The sequence below is a fragment of the Streptomyces sp. NPDC047525 genome (assembly GCF_040643025.1).
GTDB classification, from domain to species: domain Bacteria; phylum Actinomycetota; class Actinomycetes; order Streptomycetales; family Streptomycetaceae; genus Streptomyces; species Streptomyces durmitorensis.
Genome location: NZ_JBEYTL010000012.1, coordinates 163107 through 178180 on the forward strand (window position 1 = coordinate 163107; position 15074 = coordinate 178180).

Consider the following 15074-nt stretch of genomic DNA (forward strand, 5'->3'; position numbering starts at 1 on the left):
CCTCGATCGAATCTACCTGCGAGCACTGACAGGTCTTGCTCGCGGGGGCTCCTGGAACCGCCCCTACCCACTCAGGAGGGTGAGTCCTCGCCCTCTTCGTCGTCGGATTCGGCGAGTACGGGTGAGGCGTGGTGCGACCAGAGCTTCCATCCGTCGTCCGTGCGCCGGAACACATTGGTGGCGACCACGAGCTGGCCGACGAGCGGGCCGAGTTCACCGCCCGCCTCGGGCGGCGGGCCGCCGCTGAGGATGTTCTCCGTGCAGGTCACCAGGGCGGTGTCACCGGCGACCCCGACGTGCACATCGGTCAGGAAGAACTGGATGTACTCGGTGTTCGCCATGATCAGCGCGTACGACCTGAGGACCTCGCCGCGGCCCGTGAGGACCGGCCAGCCGGGGTGGACGCAGGAGATCGGGGCTTCGTCGCCGTCGTCCGCGATGTCCTCGTCGTCCCGGCCGTCGGGGTCCGGATCCGCTTCCGGGGCCGCGTCCGTGCCCGTGTCCAGCCAGAGGTCGGAGAGCTCGTCGAAGTCGCCGCGCTCCAGAGCTTCGTAGAAGGCCGTGTTGGCGCGCTCGACCTGTTCCACGTCGGTCCTGGCCCCGGTCACTGTGGACCGCCCGACGCGCTGGTCACGGCGTGCGCGACACGGACGGCGTCGGCGGTGGCCCGCACCTCGTGCACGCGGACCGCCCAGGCGCCCTGGTGGGCGGCGATGGCGGAGACCGCGGCGGTGGCGGCGTCGCGCTCGCGGGCGGGCGGCGGCGCGCCCTCGGGGCCCGCGAGGACGCGGCCGAGGAAACGTTTGCGGGATGCGGCGACCAGGATCGGGTGACCGAGCTCACGGAGACGGTCGATGCGGGCCAGGAGCGCCAGGTCGTGCTCGGCGTCCTTGGAGAAGCCGAGGCCCGGGTCGACGACGATGCGCTCGGGGGCGATGCCGCCCTCGATGGCGGCCTGCACGCGCGCGTGCAGCTCGTCGACGACTTCGGAGACCACGTCCTCGTAGACGGGCTTGGCGTGCATGTCGGTGAGGAAGCCGCGCCAGTGCATCACCACGAAGGGCGCACCGGCGGCGGCGACCGCGGGGACCATGCGCTCGTCGGCGAGGCCGCCGCTGACGTCGTTCACCAGGACGGCGCCCGCGGCGAGCGCCTGCTCGGCGACGGTGGCCCGCATGGTGTCCACGGAGACCGTGACGCCCTCGGCCGCCAGGCCGCGCACGACGGGCACGACGCGCCGCAGCTCCTCGTCCTCGTCGACGCGCGGGGCGCCGGGACGGGTCGACTCACCGCCCACGTCGACCAGGTCGGCGCCCTGGGCGACCAGGTCGATGCCGTGCTTGACGGCGACCGTGGTGTCGAACCAGCGGCCCCCGTCGGAGAAGGAGTCGGGGGTCACGTTCACGACCCCCATGACCGCACAGCGGCCCCACTCCGGCAGCCCCTCGACCGATCCCCGCCCGCGCAACGTACTCATGCCTCCAGCCTAGGCCCGTACGGGCTGGCTCTATGCCGCCCGGACCTCGTGCTCCGCCGTGCGGTGCGGGCAGGGACGGCGCTGTGCGGGCCCCCGGCGCAGGAATCGGGGCAGGGCGAGGGTGACGAAGCCCTCGGCCTGCATGGCCGCGATGCCGATGCGGGGGAGGTCCTTGGAGGAGCGGTAGACCACGAAGCGGGGCTCCCAGCGGGGGCGGAACTTCGCGTTGAACTTGTACAGGGACTCGATCTGGAACCAGCGGGAGAGGAAGACGAGCAGGCCCCTCCAGGCGCGCAGGACCGGGCCCGCGCCGATCTTCTCGCCGCGTGCGAGGGCCGCGCGGAACATCGCGAAGTTGAGCGAGACACGGGCGATGCCGAGCTTCGGTGCGGCCTGCAGGGCGGCCACGATGAGCAGCTCGTTCATGCCGGGGTCGGCCGCGCGGTCGCGGCGCATGAGGTCCAGGGAGACGCCGTCCATGCCCCAGGGGACGAAGTGGAGGACCGCCTTGAGGTCTCCGTAGGGGCCCGGTTCGTCATCGGCCTTGTGGGCGGTCGCGATCAGGCAGTCGCCGTCCTCCGGGTCGCCGATGCGGCCGAGCGCCATGGAGAAGCCGCGTTCGGTGTCGGTGCCGCGCCAGTCGTCGGCGGCGCGCTGTATCCGCTCCAGCTCACGCTCCCCGAGGTCACGCACGCGCCGTACGCGCGTCTCGTAGCCACCCCGCTCGATCCGCTTGACCATCTGGCGTACGTTGCGCATCGCACGCCCGGACAGGGAGAAATCCACGACATCCACCACCGCCTCGTCGCCCAGTTCGAGGGCGTCCAGGCCGGTCTCGCGGGTCCAGACCTCGCCGCCCGTCTCGGAGCAGCCCATGACCGCGGGCGTCCAGGAGTGGGCCTTCGCCTCGTCCATGAAGCGCTCGATCGCGCCGGGCCAGGCCTCCACGTCGCCGATCGGGTCGCCGCTGGCGAGCATCACTCCGGAGACGACGCGGTAGGTGACCGCCGCCTTGCCGCTGGGGGAGAAGACGGCGCCCTTGTCGCGGCGGAGCGCGAAGTGGCCGAGCGAGTCGCGGGCGCCGTGCTTGTCGAGCAGGGCGCGCAGCTTCGTCTCGTCGTCCTCGGTGAGGCGCGCGGCCGGGTGTTCGGGGCGGAAGGCCAGGTAGATGGTGGTGATCGCGGTGAGCAGTCCGAGTGCCCCGAGGGAGTAGGCGACCGTCCAGGACGTGCGTCCGTAGTAGTCGACCGGGCCCTCGAAGCCGAACAGGCCGTACAGGACGTGGGCGAGGCGGTCCGTGATGCTGGGGTCCCCGATGACCTTGCCGGGGTGGACGCTGACGATCACCAGGCCGAGCACGATGGAACCGGCCCCGAGGAGCACGAAGTTGGCGAGCGCCCGCCAGCGGCTGCGCGGGTCGGGCAGCGCGGCGAACTCACCCCGGTGGCGCAGCAGCAGCGCCAGGAGCGCGAGCGAGATCAGTACGCCGATGACCGAGTGCCGGTAGGCGAACTGCGCCACGGCACCGGCCGGGAGCAGCACCACGGCGGCCCGCCAGGCCCGCCGCTTGTGGCGGCGCAGGCCGTGCGCGAGCAGCAGCAACAGGACGCCCGAGCTGAGCGCGAGCGCGGCGGCGAAGGGGCCGAGAGCGCCGGGCAGGACCTCGGCGATCGCGTGCATGCGGCTGTGCCGGAAACGGGGGAAGACGCCTGCGGCTACATTCAGCAGGCCGACGAGGGTGCAGGCGCGGGCGACGAGTGTGGGTACGGCCTCCGGGCGGGGGCCGCGGAACATCCGGCCGATTCTGCTGTCACGGAGTCTGCCGCCACGGAACCCGCCGGTACGGCGCCGACCCTCGGGGCGACTGCCCTCACTGTCCGGAACCCCACCCGACATTTCCGCATCTATCCTGACAGACATCGCATCCCGTGGTTCTTTGCGAGAGAGCTCGATTCCGGCACCAAAACGGCATCCGGCGACATTGCGCCCTCTAGGACGGTCCTTCTGGGACTCGGGTTCACTCCCCGACCGGAAAACCGCTGGAAAAGAACGACGGAACAGCCAGAAAGCGCAGGCAGAACACCCCATGGGTCTGACGAGCAACAAGGTCATCGCGTTGGCGGTGCTCCTCGCCGTCGTGCTGTTCATCGGCACGGTCTGGTTCTGGCCGCGCCTGGCCCGCCAGTCCTGGCGGACCATCATCGGCCGTGTCGGGCTGCTCATCGCCACCCAGCTGGCGGTCTTCGCCTCGGTCGGCCTCGCCGCCAACCAGGCGTTCGGCTTCTACGCCACGTGGGCAGATCTCTTCGGCCAGGAGACGAGCCCCGGTGTCGTCGTCGACCACGACCCCGCCAAGGGCGAGACCCCCGTCGACGTGCGCAGCACCCGGCCGGTGAACGTGCCCGGCGGCGGCAGGCCCTCGACCGGCGGCCAGATCCAGAAGGTCGTCGTCAGCGGGAAGGAGGCGGACATAGCGAGCCCCGCGTACGTCTACCTGCCGCCCGAGTACTTCCAGCCGCGGTACAAGAACCGCACGTTCCCCGTGTCCGTGGTCCTCACCGGCTACCCCGGCACCGCCCAGGCGCTGATCAAGGGCCTGCACTATCCGCAGACCGCCCATGAGCAGGCCAGGAAGGGCAAGATGCAGCCGATGATCCTGGTCATGATGCGGCCCACGGTGGCGCCGCCGCGGGACACCGAGTGCGTGGACGTCCCCGGCGGCCCGCAGACCGAGACGTTCTTCGCCAAGGACCTGCCCGGGGCCATCTCCGAGCACTACAGGACGGGCAAGGCCGCGGGCAGCTGGGGCGTCATCGGCGACTCCACGGGCGGCTACTGCGCCCTGAAGCTCGCCATGCACCACCCCGATGTGTACGCCGCTGGGGCGGGCCTCTCCGCTTACTACAAGGCGCCGATCGACGTCACGACGGGCGATCTCTTCCACGGCGACAAGGAGTTGGAGCAGCGCGCCGACCTCATGTGGTACCTCGACCACATGCCGGCGCCCAAGACGTCCCTCCTTGTCACCACCAGCAAACAAGGAGAGGACAACTACGGGGACACCGAGAAGTTCATCGGCAAGGTGAAGGCGCCCACCAGGGTCTCGTCGATCACGCTCGACAGCGGCGGCCACAACTTCAACACGTGGCGCAGGGAGATCCCCGCCACGCTGGAGTGGATCAGCGGCCGCTTGAACGGCAAGTAGGGCCTCAGTCCCCGGCGATGGCCGTGATGGTCTCCAGCTCGACCTCTTCGCGCGCGATGGCGCGCGCGTCCGCGGCCGTCGACCTGCGCAGCGCCTCGTGCAGCCGGGCCGGGGTGAGGACGCCCAGGAAGCGGCCCTCGCTGTCCTTGTCGATGACCGCGATCCAGCCCGCGTCGTGCTGGAGCATCGTCGAGAACGCCTGCTTCAGGGTCGCGCCCACCGGGAGCCATGCCTCCATGCGGCGCGCGTGGTCCCGGACCGTCCCCGGGCCGCCGTGCGCGTGCTCGGCGGAGATCCAGCCGTGCAGGTTGTTCTCGCCGTCCAGGACGACGGCCCAGCGGGCTTCGAGCTTCGCGGGCAGCGGGTCGTCCAGGTGCAGGACGGGCGGCTGCTCCAGGTCGCCCTCCTCGATGGGCGTCACGGAGAGGCGCTTGAGGCCGCGGTCCGCGCCGACGAAGTCCGCCACGTAGCCGTTGGCCGGTGCGCCCAGGATCGTCGACGGGGTGTCGAACTGCTCGATGCGGCCCTCTCCGTAGACAGCCATGCGGTCGCCCAGGCGGACCGCCTCCTCGATGTCGTGCGTGACGAAGAGGACGGTCTTGCGGACGGCCTGCTGGAGGCGGAGGAACTCGTTCTGCAGGTGCTCGCGCACCACCGGGTCGACGGCGCCGAACGGCTCGTCCATCAGGAGCACGGGCGGATCGGCCGCGAGCGCGCGGGCCACGCCCACCCGCTGGCGCTGGCCCCCGGAGAGCTGCTCGGGGTAGCGGTCGCCGAAGACCGAGGGGTCGAGGCCGACCAGGTCGAGGAGTTCGGCGGCGCGCTCGCGGGCCTTGCCGCGCTTCACGCCGAGCAGGTGCGGGACGGTCGCCGTGTTCTCCAGGACCGTTTTGTGCGGGAACAGGCCGACCTGCTGGATGACATAGCCGATCCGGCGCCGGAGTTGGACCGGGTCGATGGTGGATATGTCGTCACCTTCGACGTATATCCGGCCCTCGGTCGGCTCGATGAGACGGTTCACCATCTTCATCGTCGTCGTCTTGCCGCAGCCCGACGGGCCGACGAGCGTGACCAGTTCGCCCTCGGCGACCTCGAAGGACAGGTCGTCGACGGCCGTGGTGCCGCCCTCGTACCGCTTGGTGACGTGCTCGAACCGGATCATGATTCCCCATTGTTGCGGGCGTTGTGTAAAGCCCATGTTGCGCCAGTACGACGAGTCTCGGCGATTGTCGGTGCTCCGCGTTAGGGTCTCGCCAGACGGCCTCAGGAAACGGACTCGGGGGGAGTGGGGCGGGATGAGCGAACAGAACTGTCTGGTGACGAACGACTGGATCTGCGGGGAGTACGTCCGCTCCCGCAGCCAGGAGTTGATCGACGCCACCGTGCAGCACATGGGCATCACCGCCGCCTCGGTGGCCATCGGTGTCGCCGTCTCGCTGCCGCTCGCGCTGCTCGCCCGGCGCTGGCGCTTCCTCGCGGGCCCGATCCTCGGCCTGACGACCGTGCTGTACACGGTGCCCTCGCTCGCGATGTTCTCGCTCCTGCTGCCTTTCTTCGGGCTCTCGGCCTCGCTGGTCGTCACGGGCCTCGTGCTGTACTCCCTGACGATCCTGGTGCGGAACATCCTGGCGGGCCTTCAGGCCGTGCCGGACGAGGCGCGCGACGCGGCCAAGGGGATGGGGTACGGCCCGCTGCGGCTGCTGTGGGAGGTCGAACTGCCGCTCGCGCTTCCCGCGTTGCTCGCCGGCGTCCGCATCACCACGGTGTCGACGGTGGCGCTGACGACCGTAGGAGCGATCGTCGACTACGGAGGCCTCGGGTCACTGATCCTCGACGGCCTCGACACGACCTTCAAGGCGCAGGTGCTCACCGCGTCCGCGCTCTGCGTGCTCCTCGCGATCGTCGCCGACCTGCTCCTGCTCGCCCTCCAGCGGTGGCTCACGCCGTGGACGCGCGTCCACCGCATACGCACGAACCGTCCCGCCCGCGCGGAACGCACGGCCAAGGTGGCTGAACCTGCATGAACGCGATAACCGGCGCGTACGACTGGCTGACCACGGGTGCCAACTGGCAGGGCGAGAAGGGGGTGTGGCACCGGCTCGCCGAGCACCTCTACTTCAGCGGTGTGTGCCTCGCCGTCGCGTGCCTGATCGCGCTGCCGATCGCCCTGTACCTCGGCCACATCGGCAAGGGCGGCGCCCTCGCCGTGAACATCTCGAACGTCGGCCGTGCCGTGCCGACCCTCGCGGTGCTCGTGCTGCTCACGCTCACCCCGCTCGGCGAGCACGGGGACGTGCCGACGCTGATCGCGCTCGTGCTGTTCGCGGTGCCGCCGCTGCTGACCAACGCGTACATCGGGATGCGGGAGGTCGACCGGGCGGTGGTGGAGGCCGCGCGGGGGATGGGAATGAGCGGCCGCCAGCTGTTCGCGCGGGTCGAGCTGCCCCTCGCGTACCCGCTGATCATGACCGGCGTGCGGTCCGCGGGCGTCCAGGTCGTCGCCACGGCGACGCTGGCCGCGATGGCGGGCGAAGGAGGCCTCGGCCGGATCATCACGGCCGGGTTCAACCTGCAGAACACGCCCCAGGTGGTGGCGGGGGCGCTCCTCGTGGCGCTGCTCGCGCTCTTCGTGGAGGTGGTGCTCGTCGTGGTGGGGAAGGTCTTCAATCCCATGCGAGGGCGTTCGGGGGTCGCGCGGTGAGGTTAGGGCGGCGGTTTCCCGGAGCGGCAGTTTCCAGTGTTTCCAAGGGCTTTCGAAATGGTGGTTCACCGATGAACAGCACAACGCGTCGCGCGCGACGGATGGCAGGGGCGGCCGTGGCCGTCGTGGCGCTGACCGCGGGGCTCACCGCGTGCGGCGGGGACAGCCTGGAGAAGGACGGCAAGGGCGAAGGGGACAAGGCGGGCGGCAAGGGCAAGATCGTCGTCGGCTCGGCCCGTTTCACCGAGCAGAAGGTGCTCGCCGAGCTCTACGTGGGAGTCCTCGAGGACGCCGGGTACGACGCCGAGGTCAAGACCGTCCAGAACCGCGAGGTCTACGAACCCGAGCTGAAGAAGGGCGCGATCGATGTCGCTCCCGAATACGCGGCCACGCTCGCGGAGTTCCTCAACCTCGGCAAGAACGGCCCGAAGGCGAAGCCGGTCGCGTCGAATGATGTCGACGCCACGGTCACCGCGCTGAAGAAGCTCGCCGAACCGCGGGGCCTGAAGGTGCTTCCGGTCGGCGATGCGGTCGACCAGAACGCGTTCGCGGTGAGCAAGGAATACGCGAAGGAGCACAAGCTCAAGACGCTTTCGGATCTCGGTAAGTCCGGCGAGAAGGTCAAGATCGCCGCGAGTGACGAATGCGAGTCGCGGCCGTTCTGCGCTCCGGGCCTGAAGAAGACGTACGGCATCGATGTCGCGGGAATCGATCCCAAGGGTGTCGGCACCACGCAGTCCAAGCAGGCCGTCAAGAACGGCACGGACCAGGTGGTGCTGACCACGACCACCGACGCGACGCTCGACAGCTTCGGTCTTGTCGCCCTTGAGGACGACAAGAAGCTGCAGAATGCGGACAACATCCTTCCGGTTGTGAACGCGAAGGATGCGGGCGACAAGGAGATAGCCGACGCGCTGGGGAAGCTGACCAAGGCGCTGACGACGGAAGATCTCGCGGAACTCGACCGGAAGGTCGATGTGGAGCGGCAGAAGGAAGCCGATGTCGCCAGGGAGTATCTGGAGTCGAAGGGATTGATCAAGAAGTAGCGCGGTAGAAGGAGGGCATCCTCGAAGTCGCTCGGCCGAAACTGGAGTTGAGCGACCGAAGAAGAGCGGGAAGGGTGGGGAGTCGGCACTATGGCGATGTCATTTTGGCGGGCGGGGCACCAGAGTTCGCCTACGCGCGGTAAGTTTCTGGCCATGCCACGTGGACGTCACCGCCATTCCCCACCCCTTCACAGGCTGCTTCCTCCCTCGACGGTCGCAGGCCTCTCTCTTGTCTGCGCCGGCGGCGCCTGGCTGTTCGCGGAACCCGTCGTGCTCCGCGGCCTCGCCGCCGCCGCTGCCGCGGCGGCCGTCGTGGGCTCGGTCGTCATGCGCCGCTGGGACCTCGCGGCGGGCAAACAGGTCGCCGAGCTGGGACGCGCCCGCAAGAGCGACGAGTGGCGCTACGAGGAACGCATAGCCGAGTGCGAGTCCGACCTCGACGAGTCCCGTGAGATCCGGGGCCGCCTGGAGACCAAGCTCCGCTCCAAGCGGGCCGAGCTTGCCGCCCTGCGGAACGAACACGCGGCGCTGCTGCGGCGGTACGCGACGGCGGAGACCGAGCGGGCGAGCGCGCTTGAGGGGCGGCGGCTCCTTGCCATCGAGGCGTCCGCTCCGGCGCGGGCACTGCCGCCTGCCCCGGTCCGTCCGGAGCCCGCGGCCCGCGCCGAGGCACCGGCTCCCGTCGTGCGCCCGGGGTCGATCGCGCCTCCGTCGATGTACGAACGGGCGAACGCGGCGCTCGACCGGCTGACACCGAAGCCTTCCCCCGAGGGCGCGGCTTCCCGGCAGCCCGCGGACGGGGACGAAGCGCGGGGGAAGCCCGGGGCGGCCGAGGGGTACGGCGGGCATGAGCGCGCGGTCGCCGTCGCGCCGCCCGCGCTGAGGCGCCGCAAGGCCGTCCAGGGAGGCTTCGACTTCTTCGGCACGAAGAGCGAGGCGACCGCCGGGGCGCTGGAGTCCGTACAGAACGTGGACCTCGCGGACGTGGTGGGCGAGGAGGCACTCGCCGTGCACAAGGCCGAGGCCGAGGCGGAGTTCAAGGCCCCCGCGGAGGGCTCGGACCGTGCCGTGGGCCAGGTCATCGACCTGACGGCGCATGACGAGACCGAGCAGATCGATGTGGCTGAGCTGCGGACGGCGCTGCGGGCGTAAGCGGTACCTACGGGGCTATGTCCAGCCCGTCCGGCGTTCGAGGACGAACTCGGCGGAGCCGGTGATGACGGCACGCAAGGCTCCCGAGCAGCGGTCCCTCACGCCATCCACCGGTCAGGCCGCGCCGTCCTGCGCCCCGTACGCGACCTCTCGGCCTGCGCGGACAGCAGCGCGGCCGCCTCGTCGGCGGGGCGCAGCCGCGCCGTCACCGTCTTGTTCGCCCCCGTGTCCACCTGTACGTCCGCCACGCCCTTGAACCGCTCCCAGGGCCCCTGCGTGAGCCGTACGCTCTGCACCTTCGCGTGCGGCACCAGGGACAGGCGGCGGCGCAGCAGACCGTGCCGCGCGGCGAACACCGTGTCCGTCACCGTCAGGCCGTACCCCTTCCACCACACCGGAAGGCACCACGCCGCCCGCGCGGGAGGGCGGATCAGCTCGGCCGCGGCCGGTACCCGCACGCCCGGCAGGATCCGCGCGATCACGGACTCCGCGACCTCCCGCGGCGCGACCGGGACCAGGACGCCGTTGGACGAGCCCGCCACGTCCAGCTCCACCCGCACCCAGCCGCGCCGCCGCCACAGCCACGGCTCCACGACGCGCACCGTCTGCACCCGCCCCGGAGGCACCGTCTCGTGCGCCTTGTCGAGCAGCCCGTGGTCGATGCGCAGGCCGTCCGGGGACTCGCCCACCTTCCAGTCGTACTCCCCGATGAAGCGCCCCACACTGCTGGCGAACGCGCCGCCCAGCATGGGAAGTCCGGTCGCGAGAACCGTCCACAGGTTGTGCGTGGCGAACCACAGGAAGGGCGGCACGATGAGCGTGGCGACGAGCATGCCCCACGTCGTGCCGGTCAGGACCAGGGAGATCGCGAGCATGCGCGGCTGTACGTGCACCAGGTTGTTGACCGGCGCCTCACCGACCTCGCGGGCCGTCTCAGGCGCGAAACCGGCCGCCCGCGCGAGGAGTTCGGCCCGCAGGACGGAGGCGTCCTCCTGGCCCAGATAGGCCAGTTCGTCCTTCTTCTCCGCCCCGACGACATCCAGCTTGAGCTTGGCGACGCCCACGATGCGGGCCGCGAGCGGCTGCGTCACGTCCACGGCCTGGAGCCGGTCGAGCCGGATGTGGGCGGTGCGCCGGAAGACCAGGCCGGTGCGGATGCGCAGTTCGGTGTCGGTGACGGCGAAGTGCGTGAACCACCAGCTCATGAAGCCGTAGAGGGCGCCGCCCAGGAGGACGACGGCGATCCCGGCGAGGAGTTGGGTCACGGGGAGCTCGGAGGCCCGCCGCTGCGTGCCGCTCGGGTCGTGCACCGCGAAGCCCACCAGGACCGCGACCGGGGCCCAGGCGCGGCGCAGGGGCGTGACGGGGTGCAGGCGCCGCTCTCGTACGTCATCGGCGCCCGGGGTGCGTTCTTCCCCCGTCACCTCGCGTACGCCGCTCACAGCCCCGCCGAGCGGGCCTCGCCCAGCTCGGTGAGCCGGTCGCGCAGGCGCTCGGCCTCCTCGGGGATGAGGCCGGGGATGCGGGCGTCCGTGGCCGCCGCCGCCGTGTGCAGCTGCACGCTGGCCAGGCCGAAGTGCCGCTCCACGGGCCCCGATGTCACCTCGACGAGCTGCATCCGGCCGTACGGGACGATCGTCTCCTCGCGCCAGAGCACGCCCCGGCTGATCAGGAGGTCGTCGGCCCGCTCCGCGTACCGCCAGGAGCGCCAGTTGCGCCCCAGCATCGGCCAGCCCCACGCCACGAGGGCGAGGAGCAGCGCCGCGAAGGACGCCCATGCGGGGCCCGCGAACATCCCCAGGAGCACGCCGAGCGCCACCGCGATCGGCACCAGCCACACCACCAGGAGCAGCCGCCGCATTCTCAGCAGGTCCCGTGGCAGCCCGGTCCACTCCGGCTCCGCCGCTGACTTTCCCGGCTCCGCCGGCCGTGCCGGCTGTGCCGTCCCCGTTTCCATGCCTCAAGCGTACGTAGCCGACGTGACAGTCGCGTAGGAGCGCGCGTACGAGAGAATGCGCGCATGAGCCCCACGACGGAGACCACGCTCGGCATCGGCGGCGCCGCGGAGAGCACCGACATGGTGCTCAACATCGGCCCCCAGCACCCGTCCACGCACGGCGTGCTGCGGCTGCGCCTCGTCCTCGACGGCGAGCGGATCCAGCAGGCGGAACCGGTCATCGGCTATATGCACCGCGGCGCGGAGAAGCTCTTCGAGGCGCGTGACTACCGGCAGATCGTGGTGCTCGCCAACCGGCACGACTGGCTGTCCGCGTTCTCGAACGAACTCGGCGTCGTCCATGCCGTGGAGCGGATGCTCGGCATGGAGGTGCCCGAGCGCGCCGTCTGGATGCGCACGCTCCTCGCCGAGCTGAACCGCGTCCTCAACCACCTGATGTTCCTCGGCTCGTATCCGCTCGAACTGGGCGGAATCACCCCGGTGTTCCACGCGTTCCGGGAGCGCGAGGAGCTCCAGAACGTGATGGAGGAGATCTCCGGCGGCCGCATGCACTACATGTTCAACCGCGTCGGCGGCCTCAAGGAGGACCTGCCCGCGGGATGGGCCGCACGCGCGCGTGCGGCTGTCGCGTCGGTCCGCTCCCGCATGGACGTGTACGACAAGCTGGTCCTCGGCAACGAGATCTTCCGGGGGCGTACGCGCGGCGTCGGAGTGCTGTCCCCGGAGGCGGTGCACGCCTACGGAGTGAGCGGTCCCATCGCCCGTGCCTCCGGAGTCGACTTCGACCTGCGCCGTGACGAGCCGTACCTCGCGTACGGGGAGCTCCAGGACACCCTGAAGGTCGTCACGCGTCAGGAGGGCGACTGCCTGGCCCGCTTCGAGGTGCTCCTGGAGCAGACCCACAACGCCCTCGACCTCGCCGACGCCTGCCTGGAGCGGCTCGCCGAGCTGCCGCAGGGGCCGGTCAACCAGCGCCTCCCGAAGGTGCTCAAGGCTCCCGAGGGCCACACGTACGCGTGGACCGAGAACCCCCTGGGCATCAACGGCTACTACCTGGTCTCCAAGGGCGAGAAGACGCCGTACCGCCTGAAGCTCCGCTCGGCGTCGTACAACAACATCCAGGCCCTCGCCGAACTGCTGCCCGGCCAGCTCGTCGCCGACATGGTGGCGATCCTGGGGTCACTGTTCTTCGTCGTCGGCGACATCGACAAGTAGCGGGTCCGTGATGCCGACCGGCTGGGCGAGCCACCCGAAGTCGCCGAGCCCGCCGGCCGCGGTGAGCTCCGCCGCCTCTCCCGCCTGCGCGAGGGCCCGTACGTACGCGGCCGGGTCGGTGGAGGCCAGGGACAGCGGCGGGCGGCCACCGCTCACCCCCAGGGCGTGCAGGGCCGCCCGCTGGGTGAGCAGGGAGGCTCCCGGCAGCGCGCACGCGTCGAGTGCCACATGGGCCGTGATGTCGCAGGTGCCGTCCGGCACGGGCGCCGTCTCGCGGCCCGCGCGAAAGCCGGTCAGCGTGCCGAAGGGCGGCCTTCCCGCGCGGTCGTGCGCGTAGTCGACCGCGACCGCGAGGCCGCGGGTCAGCGTCGCCGCGGCCGCCGCCCATGCCTCGTCCCTGGGGAGGCCGATCTCCGCGCGCAGGCCCGGCTCCGGGGCGAGCGGCCACCAGCGCGCGAGCCAGGAGGCGTCCGCGCCCTCGACCGTCCCGCCGAGCGATTCGGTGCCGTCGTCGCGTACGAGAACGCGGCGCACCGAGCCGTCGGGGGCCACCTCGGCGATCTCCAGGGGGACGTTGTCCAGCCATTCGTTGGCGAAGAGCAGGCCGGTGACGCCGGCGGGCGGACGGGCGCACCACTCGATGCGCGGGTCGAGCCCGGCGGGCCGGTCGGCCCGCTCGACCGCACAGGCACGCGCGCGTGCCGCCACGTCAGGGGGCAGCGCGGCCAGGACGCCCGCGGTCAACTCGCCCCGGCCCGCGCCGAGGTCGACGAATGCCAACTCGTCCGGGTGGTCGAGCGCCTCGTCCACGCGGCACAGGAGCCGGGCCACCGCGCCCGCGAAGAGCGGCGAGGCGTGCACCGACGTCCGGAAGTGCCCCGCGGGCCCTTCGGGGCGCAGATAGAAGCCCTCAGGCCCGTACAGCGCGGTCTCCATGGCCTTCCGCCAGCCACGCCGCACGTCCTGCCGCTCGTCCCGGACCTCGTTCGTCACGCGAGAAGGCTAAGCGGGCCTCCACCTTGGGGAGTACATGCGAGGGGTACGGATCGGACCTCCGGTTGACCCCGGAGGGCCGTCGCGCTGCCTACGCTGGGTTACGTGCAGCGCGTCTATGACTTCCTCCGCAGACACCCGACCGGGGTCGATGGCTTCTGGGCCCTCGTCCTGCTCGGGGTCTCCGGGATTGGCCTCGTCACCATGGCCGACGCGGAAGGCCATGACCCGGCGGTCCCGGCCGCCGTCGTCGTCGTCGGCATGTCCGTCGTGGTGGCGCTGCGCCGCAAGTACACCGAGAAGATGCTGGTCCTCGCCGCGGTCCTCGGCGTCGCCCAGCTGATCTTCGACGTCAAGACGATGCCGGCCGACTTCGCCATGCTGGTGATCATCTACACCGCGTCGGCCGACGGCACCAAGTGGGCCTCGCGGTTCGCCCTGACAGGCGGCCTGTGCGCGGCACCGCTGTCGTCGCTGCGCTGGCCGGAGGAGAGCATAAGCACCTTCGGCAGCATCTTCTTCGCGATCTTCCAGATGGTGCCCTTCGCCCTCGCCTGGGTGCTCGGCGACTCCATCCGCACCCGCCGCGCCTACTTCGCGCAGCTGGAGGAGCGCGCCGACCGCCTGGAGAAGGAGCGGGCGGCGCAGTCCAAGGTCGCGGTGGCGGCCGAGCGGGCCCGCATCGCACGCGAGCTGCACGACGTCGTCGCGCACAACGTCTCGGTGATGGTCGTCCAGGCGGACGGCGCCGCGTACGTCCTCGACCAGGCCCCCGAGCAGGCCAAGCAGGCCCTGGAGACCATCTCGGGCACCGGGCGCCAGGCGCTCGCCGAGATGCGCAGGCTGCTCGGCGTGCTGCGCACGGGCGAGCACCAGGAGAGCGGCGAGTACGTCCCGCAGCCCGATGTCGAGCAGCTCGACGAGCTCATCGAGCAGGTGCGCACGGCCGGTCTCCCGGTCGACTTCAAGGTCGAGGGCACCCCGCGCCCGCTGCCGAGCGGCGTGGAGCTCACGGCGTACCGCATCGTGCAGGAGGCGCTCACCAACACCCGCAAGCACGGCGGTGAGAACACCGGCGCGAGCGTGCGCCTCGTCTACTTCGACGACGGCCTGGGTCTCCTTGTCGAGGACGACGGCAAGGGCGCGCCGCACGAGCTGTACGAGGACGGCGGCGCCGACGGCAGCGGGCACGGCCTGATCGGCATGCGCGAGCGCGTCGGCATGGTCGGCGGCACGCTCGACGCGGGGCCGCGGCCGGGCGGAGGCTTCCGCATCAGTGCGCTTCTCCCGCTCAAGCCCGCAAGCTGACACCTGTCACCGAAACGTCC

At 71.0% G+C, this 15074-nt stretch carries 14 protein-coding genes; 7 read left to right on the top strand and 7 right to left on the bottom strand.

The genetic code is table 11. The annotated features are described in order from the left end of the window. Positions 1 to 71: 71 nt before the first annotated feature. Genes ABZ833_RS31125 through ABZ833_RS31135 form a run of 3 tightly spaced genes read right to left on the bottom strand, consistent with a single transcriptional unit; the run spans position 72 to position 3271 of the window. The gene (locus ABZ833_RS31125; RefSeq protein ID WP_361053348.1) at positions 72 to 608 is read right to left on the bottom strand and encodes a nuclear transport factor 2 family protein; all 537 of its coding nucleotides are present in this window, start codon (positions 606 to 608) and stop codon (positions 72 to 74) included. Next, positions 605 to 1477 (bottom strand): dihydropteroate synthase, encoded by an 873-nt coding sequence (gene folP, locus ABZ833_RS31130; RefSeq protein WP_361053351.1) that lies wholly within the window; start codon positions 1475 to 1477, stop codon positions 605 to 607. Before folP ends, ABZ833_RS31125 begins: the two co-directional genes overlap by 4 nt. Before the next feature lie 30 nt (positions 1478 to 1507). Then, positions 1508 to 3271, bottom strand: a complete 1764-nt coding sequence (locus ABZ833_RS31135) for a phosphatidylglycerol lysyltransferase domain-containing protein (RefSeq protein WP_361053354.1) — start codon at positions 3269 to 3271, stop codon at positions 1508 to 1510. 292 nt (positions 3272 to 3563) lie between these two features. Between ABZ833_RS31135 and ABZ833_RS31140 the strand changes: the two genes are divergently transcribed. Further along, positions 3564 to 4682, top strand: coding sequence for an alpha/beta hydrolase-fold protein (locus ABZ833_RS31140; RefSeq protein ID WP_361053357.1), 1119 nt, complete (start codon positions 3564 to 3566; stop codon positions 4680 to 4682). A gap of 4 nt (positions 4683 to 4686) precedes the next feature. On the opposite strand, the gene ABZ833_RS31145 is transcribed toward ABZ833_RS31140, so the two are convergent. Then, positions 4687 to 5844: a betaine/proline/choline family ABC transporter ATP-binding protein gene (locus ABZ833_RS31145; RefSeq protein ID WP_361053360.1), complete on the bottom strand. Its 1158-nt coding sequence runs from the start codon at positions 5842 to 5844 to the stop codon at positions 4687 to 4689. 133 nt (positions 5845 to 5977) lie between these two features. Between ABZ833_RS31145 and ABZ833_RS31150 the strand changes: the two genes are divergently transcribed. The 4 genes from ABZ833_RS31150 (at position 5978) to ABZ833_RS31165 (ending at position 9581) form a co-directional block, all read left to right on the top strand. Further along, positions 5978 to 6706, top strand: a complete 729-nt coding sequence (locus ABZ833_RS31150) for an ABC transporter permease (RefSeq protein ID WP_361053363.1) — start codon at positions 5978 to 5980, stop codon at positions 6704 to 6706. Next, positions 6703 to 7383, top strand: a complete 681-nt coding sequence (locus ABZ833_RS31155) for an ABC transporter permease (protein WP_249588610.1) — start codon at positions 6703 to 6705, stop codon at positions 7381 to 7383. Before ABZ833_RS31150 ends, ABZ833_RS31155 begins: the two co-directional genes overlap by 4 nt. A 71-nt stretch (positions 7384 to 7454) precedes the next feature. Beyond that, on the top strand, positions 7455 to 8429 hold the full coding sequence (locus ABZ833_RS31160) for an ABC transporter substrate-binding protein (protein ID WP_249588609.1): 975 nt from the start codon (positions 7455 to 7457) through the stop codon (positions 8427 to 8429). A 153-nt stretch (positions 8430 to 8582) separates the two neighbouring features. After that, on the top strand, positions 8583 to 9581 hold the full coding sequence (locus tag ABZ833_RS31165; protein ID WP_361053367.1) for a hypothetical protein: 999 nt from the start codon (positions 8583 to 8585) through the stop codon (positions 9579 to 9581). 98 nt (positions 9582 to 9679) lie between these two features. On the opposite strand, the gene ABZ833_RS31170 is transcribed toward ABZ833_RS31165, so the two are convergent. Further along, on the bottom strand, positions 9680 to 11023 hold the full coding sequence (locus ABZ833_RS31170; RefSeq protein ID WP_361053370.1) for a PH domain-containing protein: 1344 nt from the start codon (positions 11021 to 11023) through the stop codon (positions 9680 to 9682). Next, a complete protein-coding gene (locus ABZ833_RS31175) occupies positions 11020 to 11538 on the bottom strand; it encodes a PH domain-containing protein (RefSeq protein WP_361053373.1) in 519 nt (172 codons plus the stop codon). The genes ABZ833_RS31170 and ABZ833_RS31175 overlap by 4 nt, the downstream gene beginning before the upstream one ends. A gap of 63 nt (positions 11539 to 11601) precedes the next feature. On the opposite strand from ABZ833_RS31175, the gene ABZ833_RS31180 reads away from it, so the two are divergent. Beyond that, positions 11602 to 12753 (top strand): NADH-quinone oxidoreductase subunit D, encoded by a 1152-nt coding sequence (locus ABZ833_RS31180; RefSeq protein WP_361053376.1) that lies wholly within the window; start codon positions 11602 to 11604, stop codon positions 12751 to 12753. Here ABZ833_RS31180 and ABZ833_RS31185 read toward each other — a convergent pair. Continuing rightward, entirely contained in the window at positions 12718 to 13689 is a 972-nt protein-coding gene (locus ABZ833_RS31185) for an SAM-dependent methyltransferase (protein WP_361053527.1), read from the bottom strand. The two genes, ABZ833_RS31180 and ABZ833_RS31185, sit on opposite strands and share 36 nt — an antisense overlap. A 162-nt stretch (positions 13690 to 13851) precedes the next feature. Between ABZ833_RS31185 and ABZ833_RS31190 the strand changes: the two genes are divergently transcribed. Further along, positions 13852 to 15054, top strand: a complete 1203-nt coding sequence (locus ABZ833_RS31190; protein WP_361053379.1) for a sensor histidine kinase — start codon at positions 13852 to 13854, stop codon at positions 15052 to 15054. Positions 15055 to 15074 lie beyond the last annotated feature (20 nt).

Coding starts and splice junctions, on each gene's coding strand:
- folP (WP_361053351.1), bottom strand. CDS start 1,477: ATGAGTACGTTGCGCGGGCGGGGATCGGTCGAGGGGCTGCCGGAGTGG.
- ABZ833_RS31135 (WP_361053354.1), bottom strand. CDS start 3,271: ATGTTCCGCGGCCCCCGCCCGGAGGCCGTACCCACACTCGTCGCCCGC.
- ABZ833_RS31140 (WP_361053357.1), top strand. CDS start 3,564: ATGGGTCTGACGAGCAACAAGGTCATCGCGTTGGCGGTGCTCCTCGCC.
- ABZ833_RS31145 (WP_361053360.1), bottom strand. CDS start 5,844: ATGATCCGGTTCGAGCACGTCACCAAGCGGTACGAGGGCGGCACCACG.
- ABZ833_RS31150 (WP_361053363.1), top strand. CDS start 5,978: ATGAGCGAACAGAACTGTCTGGTGACGAACGACTGGATCTGCGGGGAG.
- ABZ833_RS31155 (WP_249588610.1), top strand. CDS start 6,703: ATGAACGCGATAACCGGCGCGTACGACTGGCTGACCACGGGTGCCAAC.
- ABZ833_RS31160 (WP_249588609.1), top strand. CDS start 7,455: ATGAACAGCACAACGCGTCGCGCGCGACGGATGGCAGGGGCGGCCGTG.
- ABZ833_RS31165 (WP_361053367.1), top strand. CDS start 8,583: ATGCCACGTGGACGTCACCGCCATTCCCCACCCCTTCACAGGCTGCTT.
- ABZ833_RS31175 (WP_361053373.1), bottom strand. CDS start 11,538: ATGGAAACGGGGACGGCACAGCCGGCACGGCCGGCGGAGCCGGGAAAG.
- ABZ833_RS31180 (WP_361053376.1), top strand. CDS start 11,602: ATGAGCCCCACGACGGAGACCACGCTCGGCATCGGCGGCGCCGCGGAG.
- ABZ833_RS31185 (WP_361053527.1), bottom strand. CDS start 13,689: ATGGAGACCGCGCTGTACGGGCCTGAGGGCTTCTATCTGCGCCCCGAA.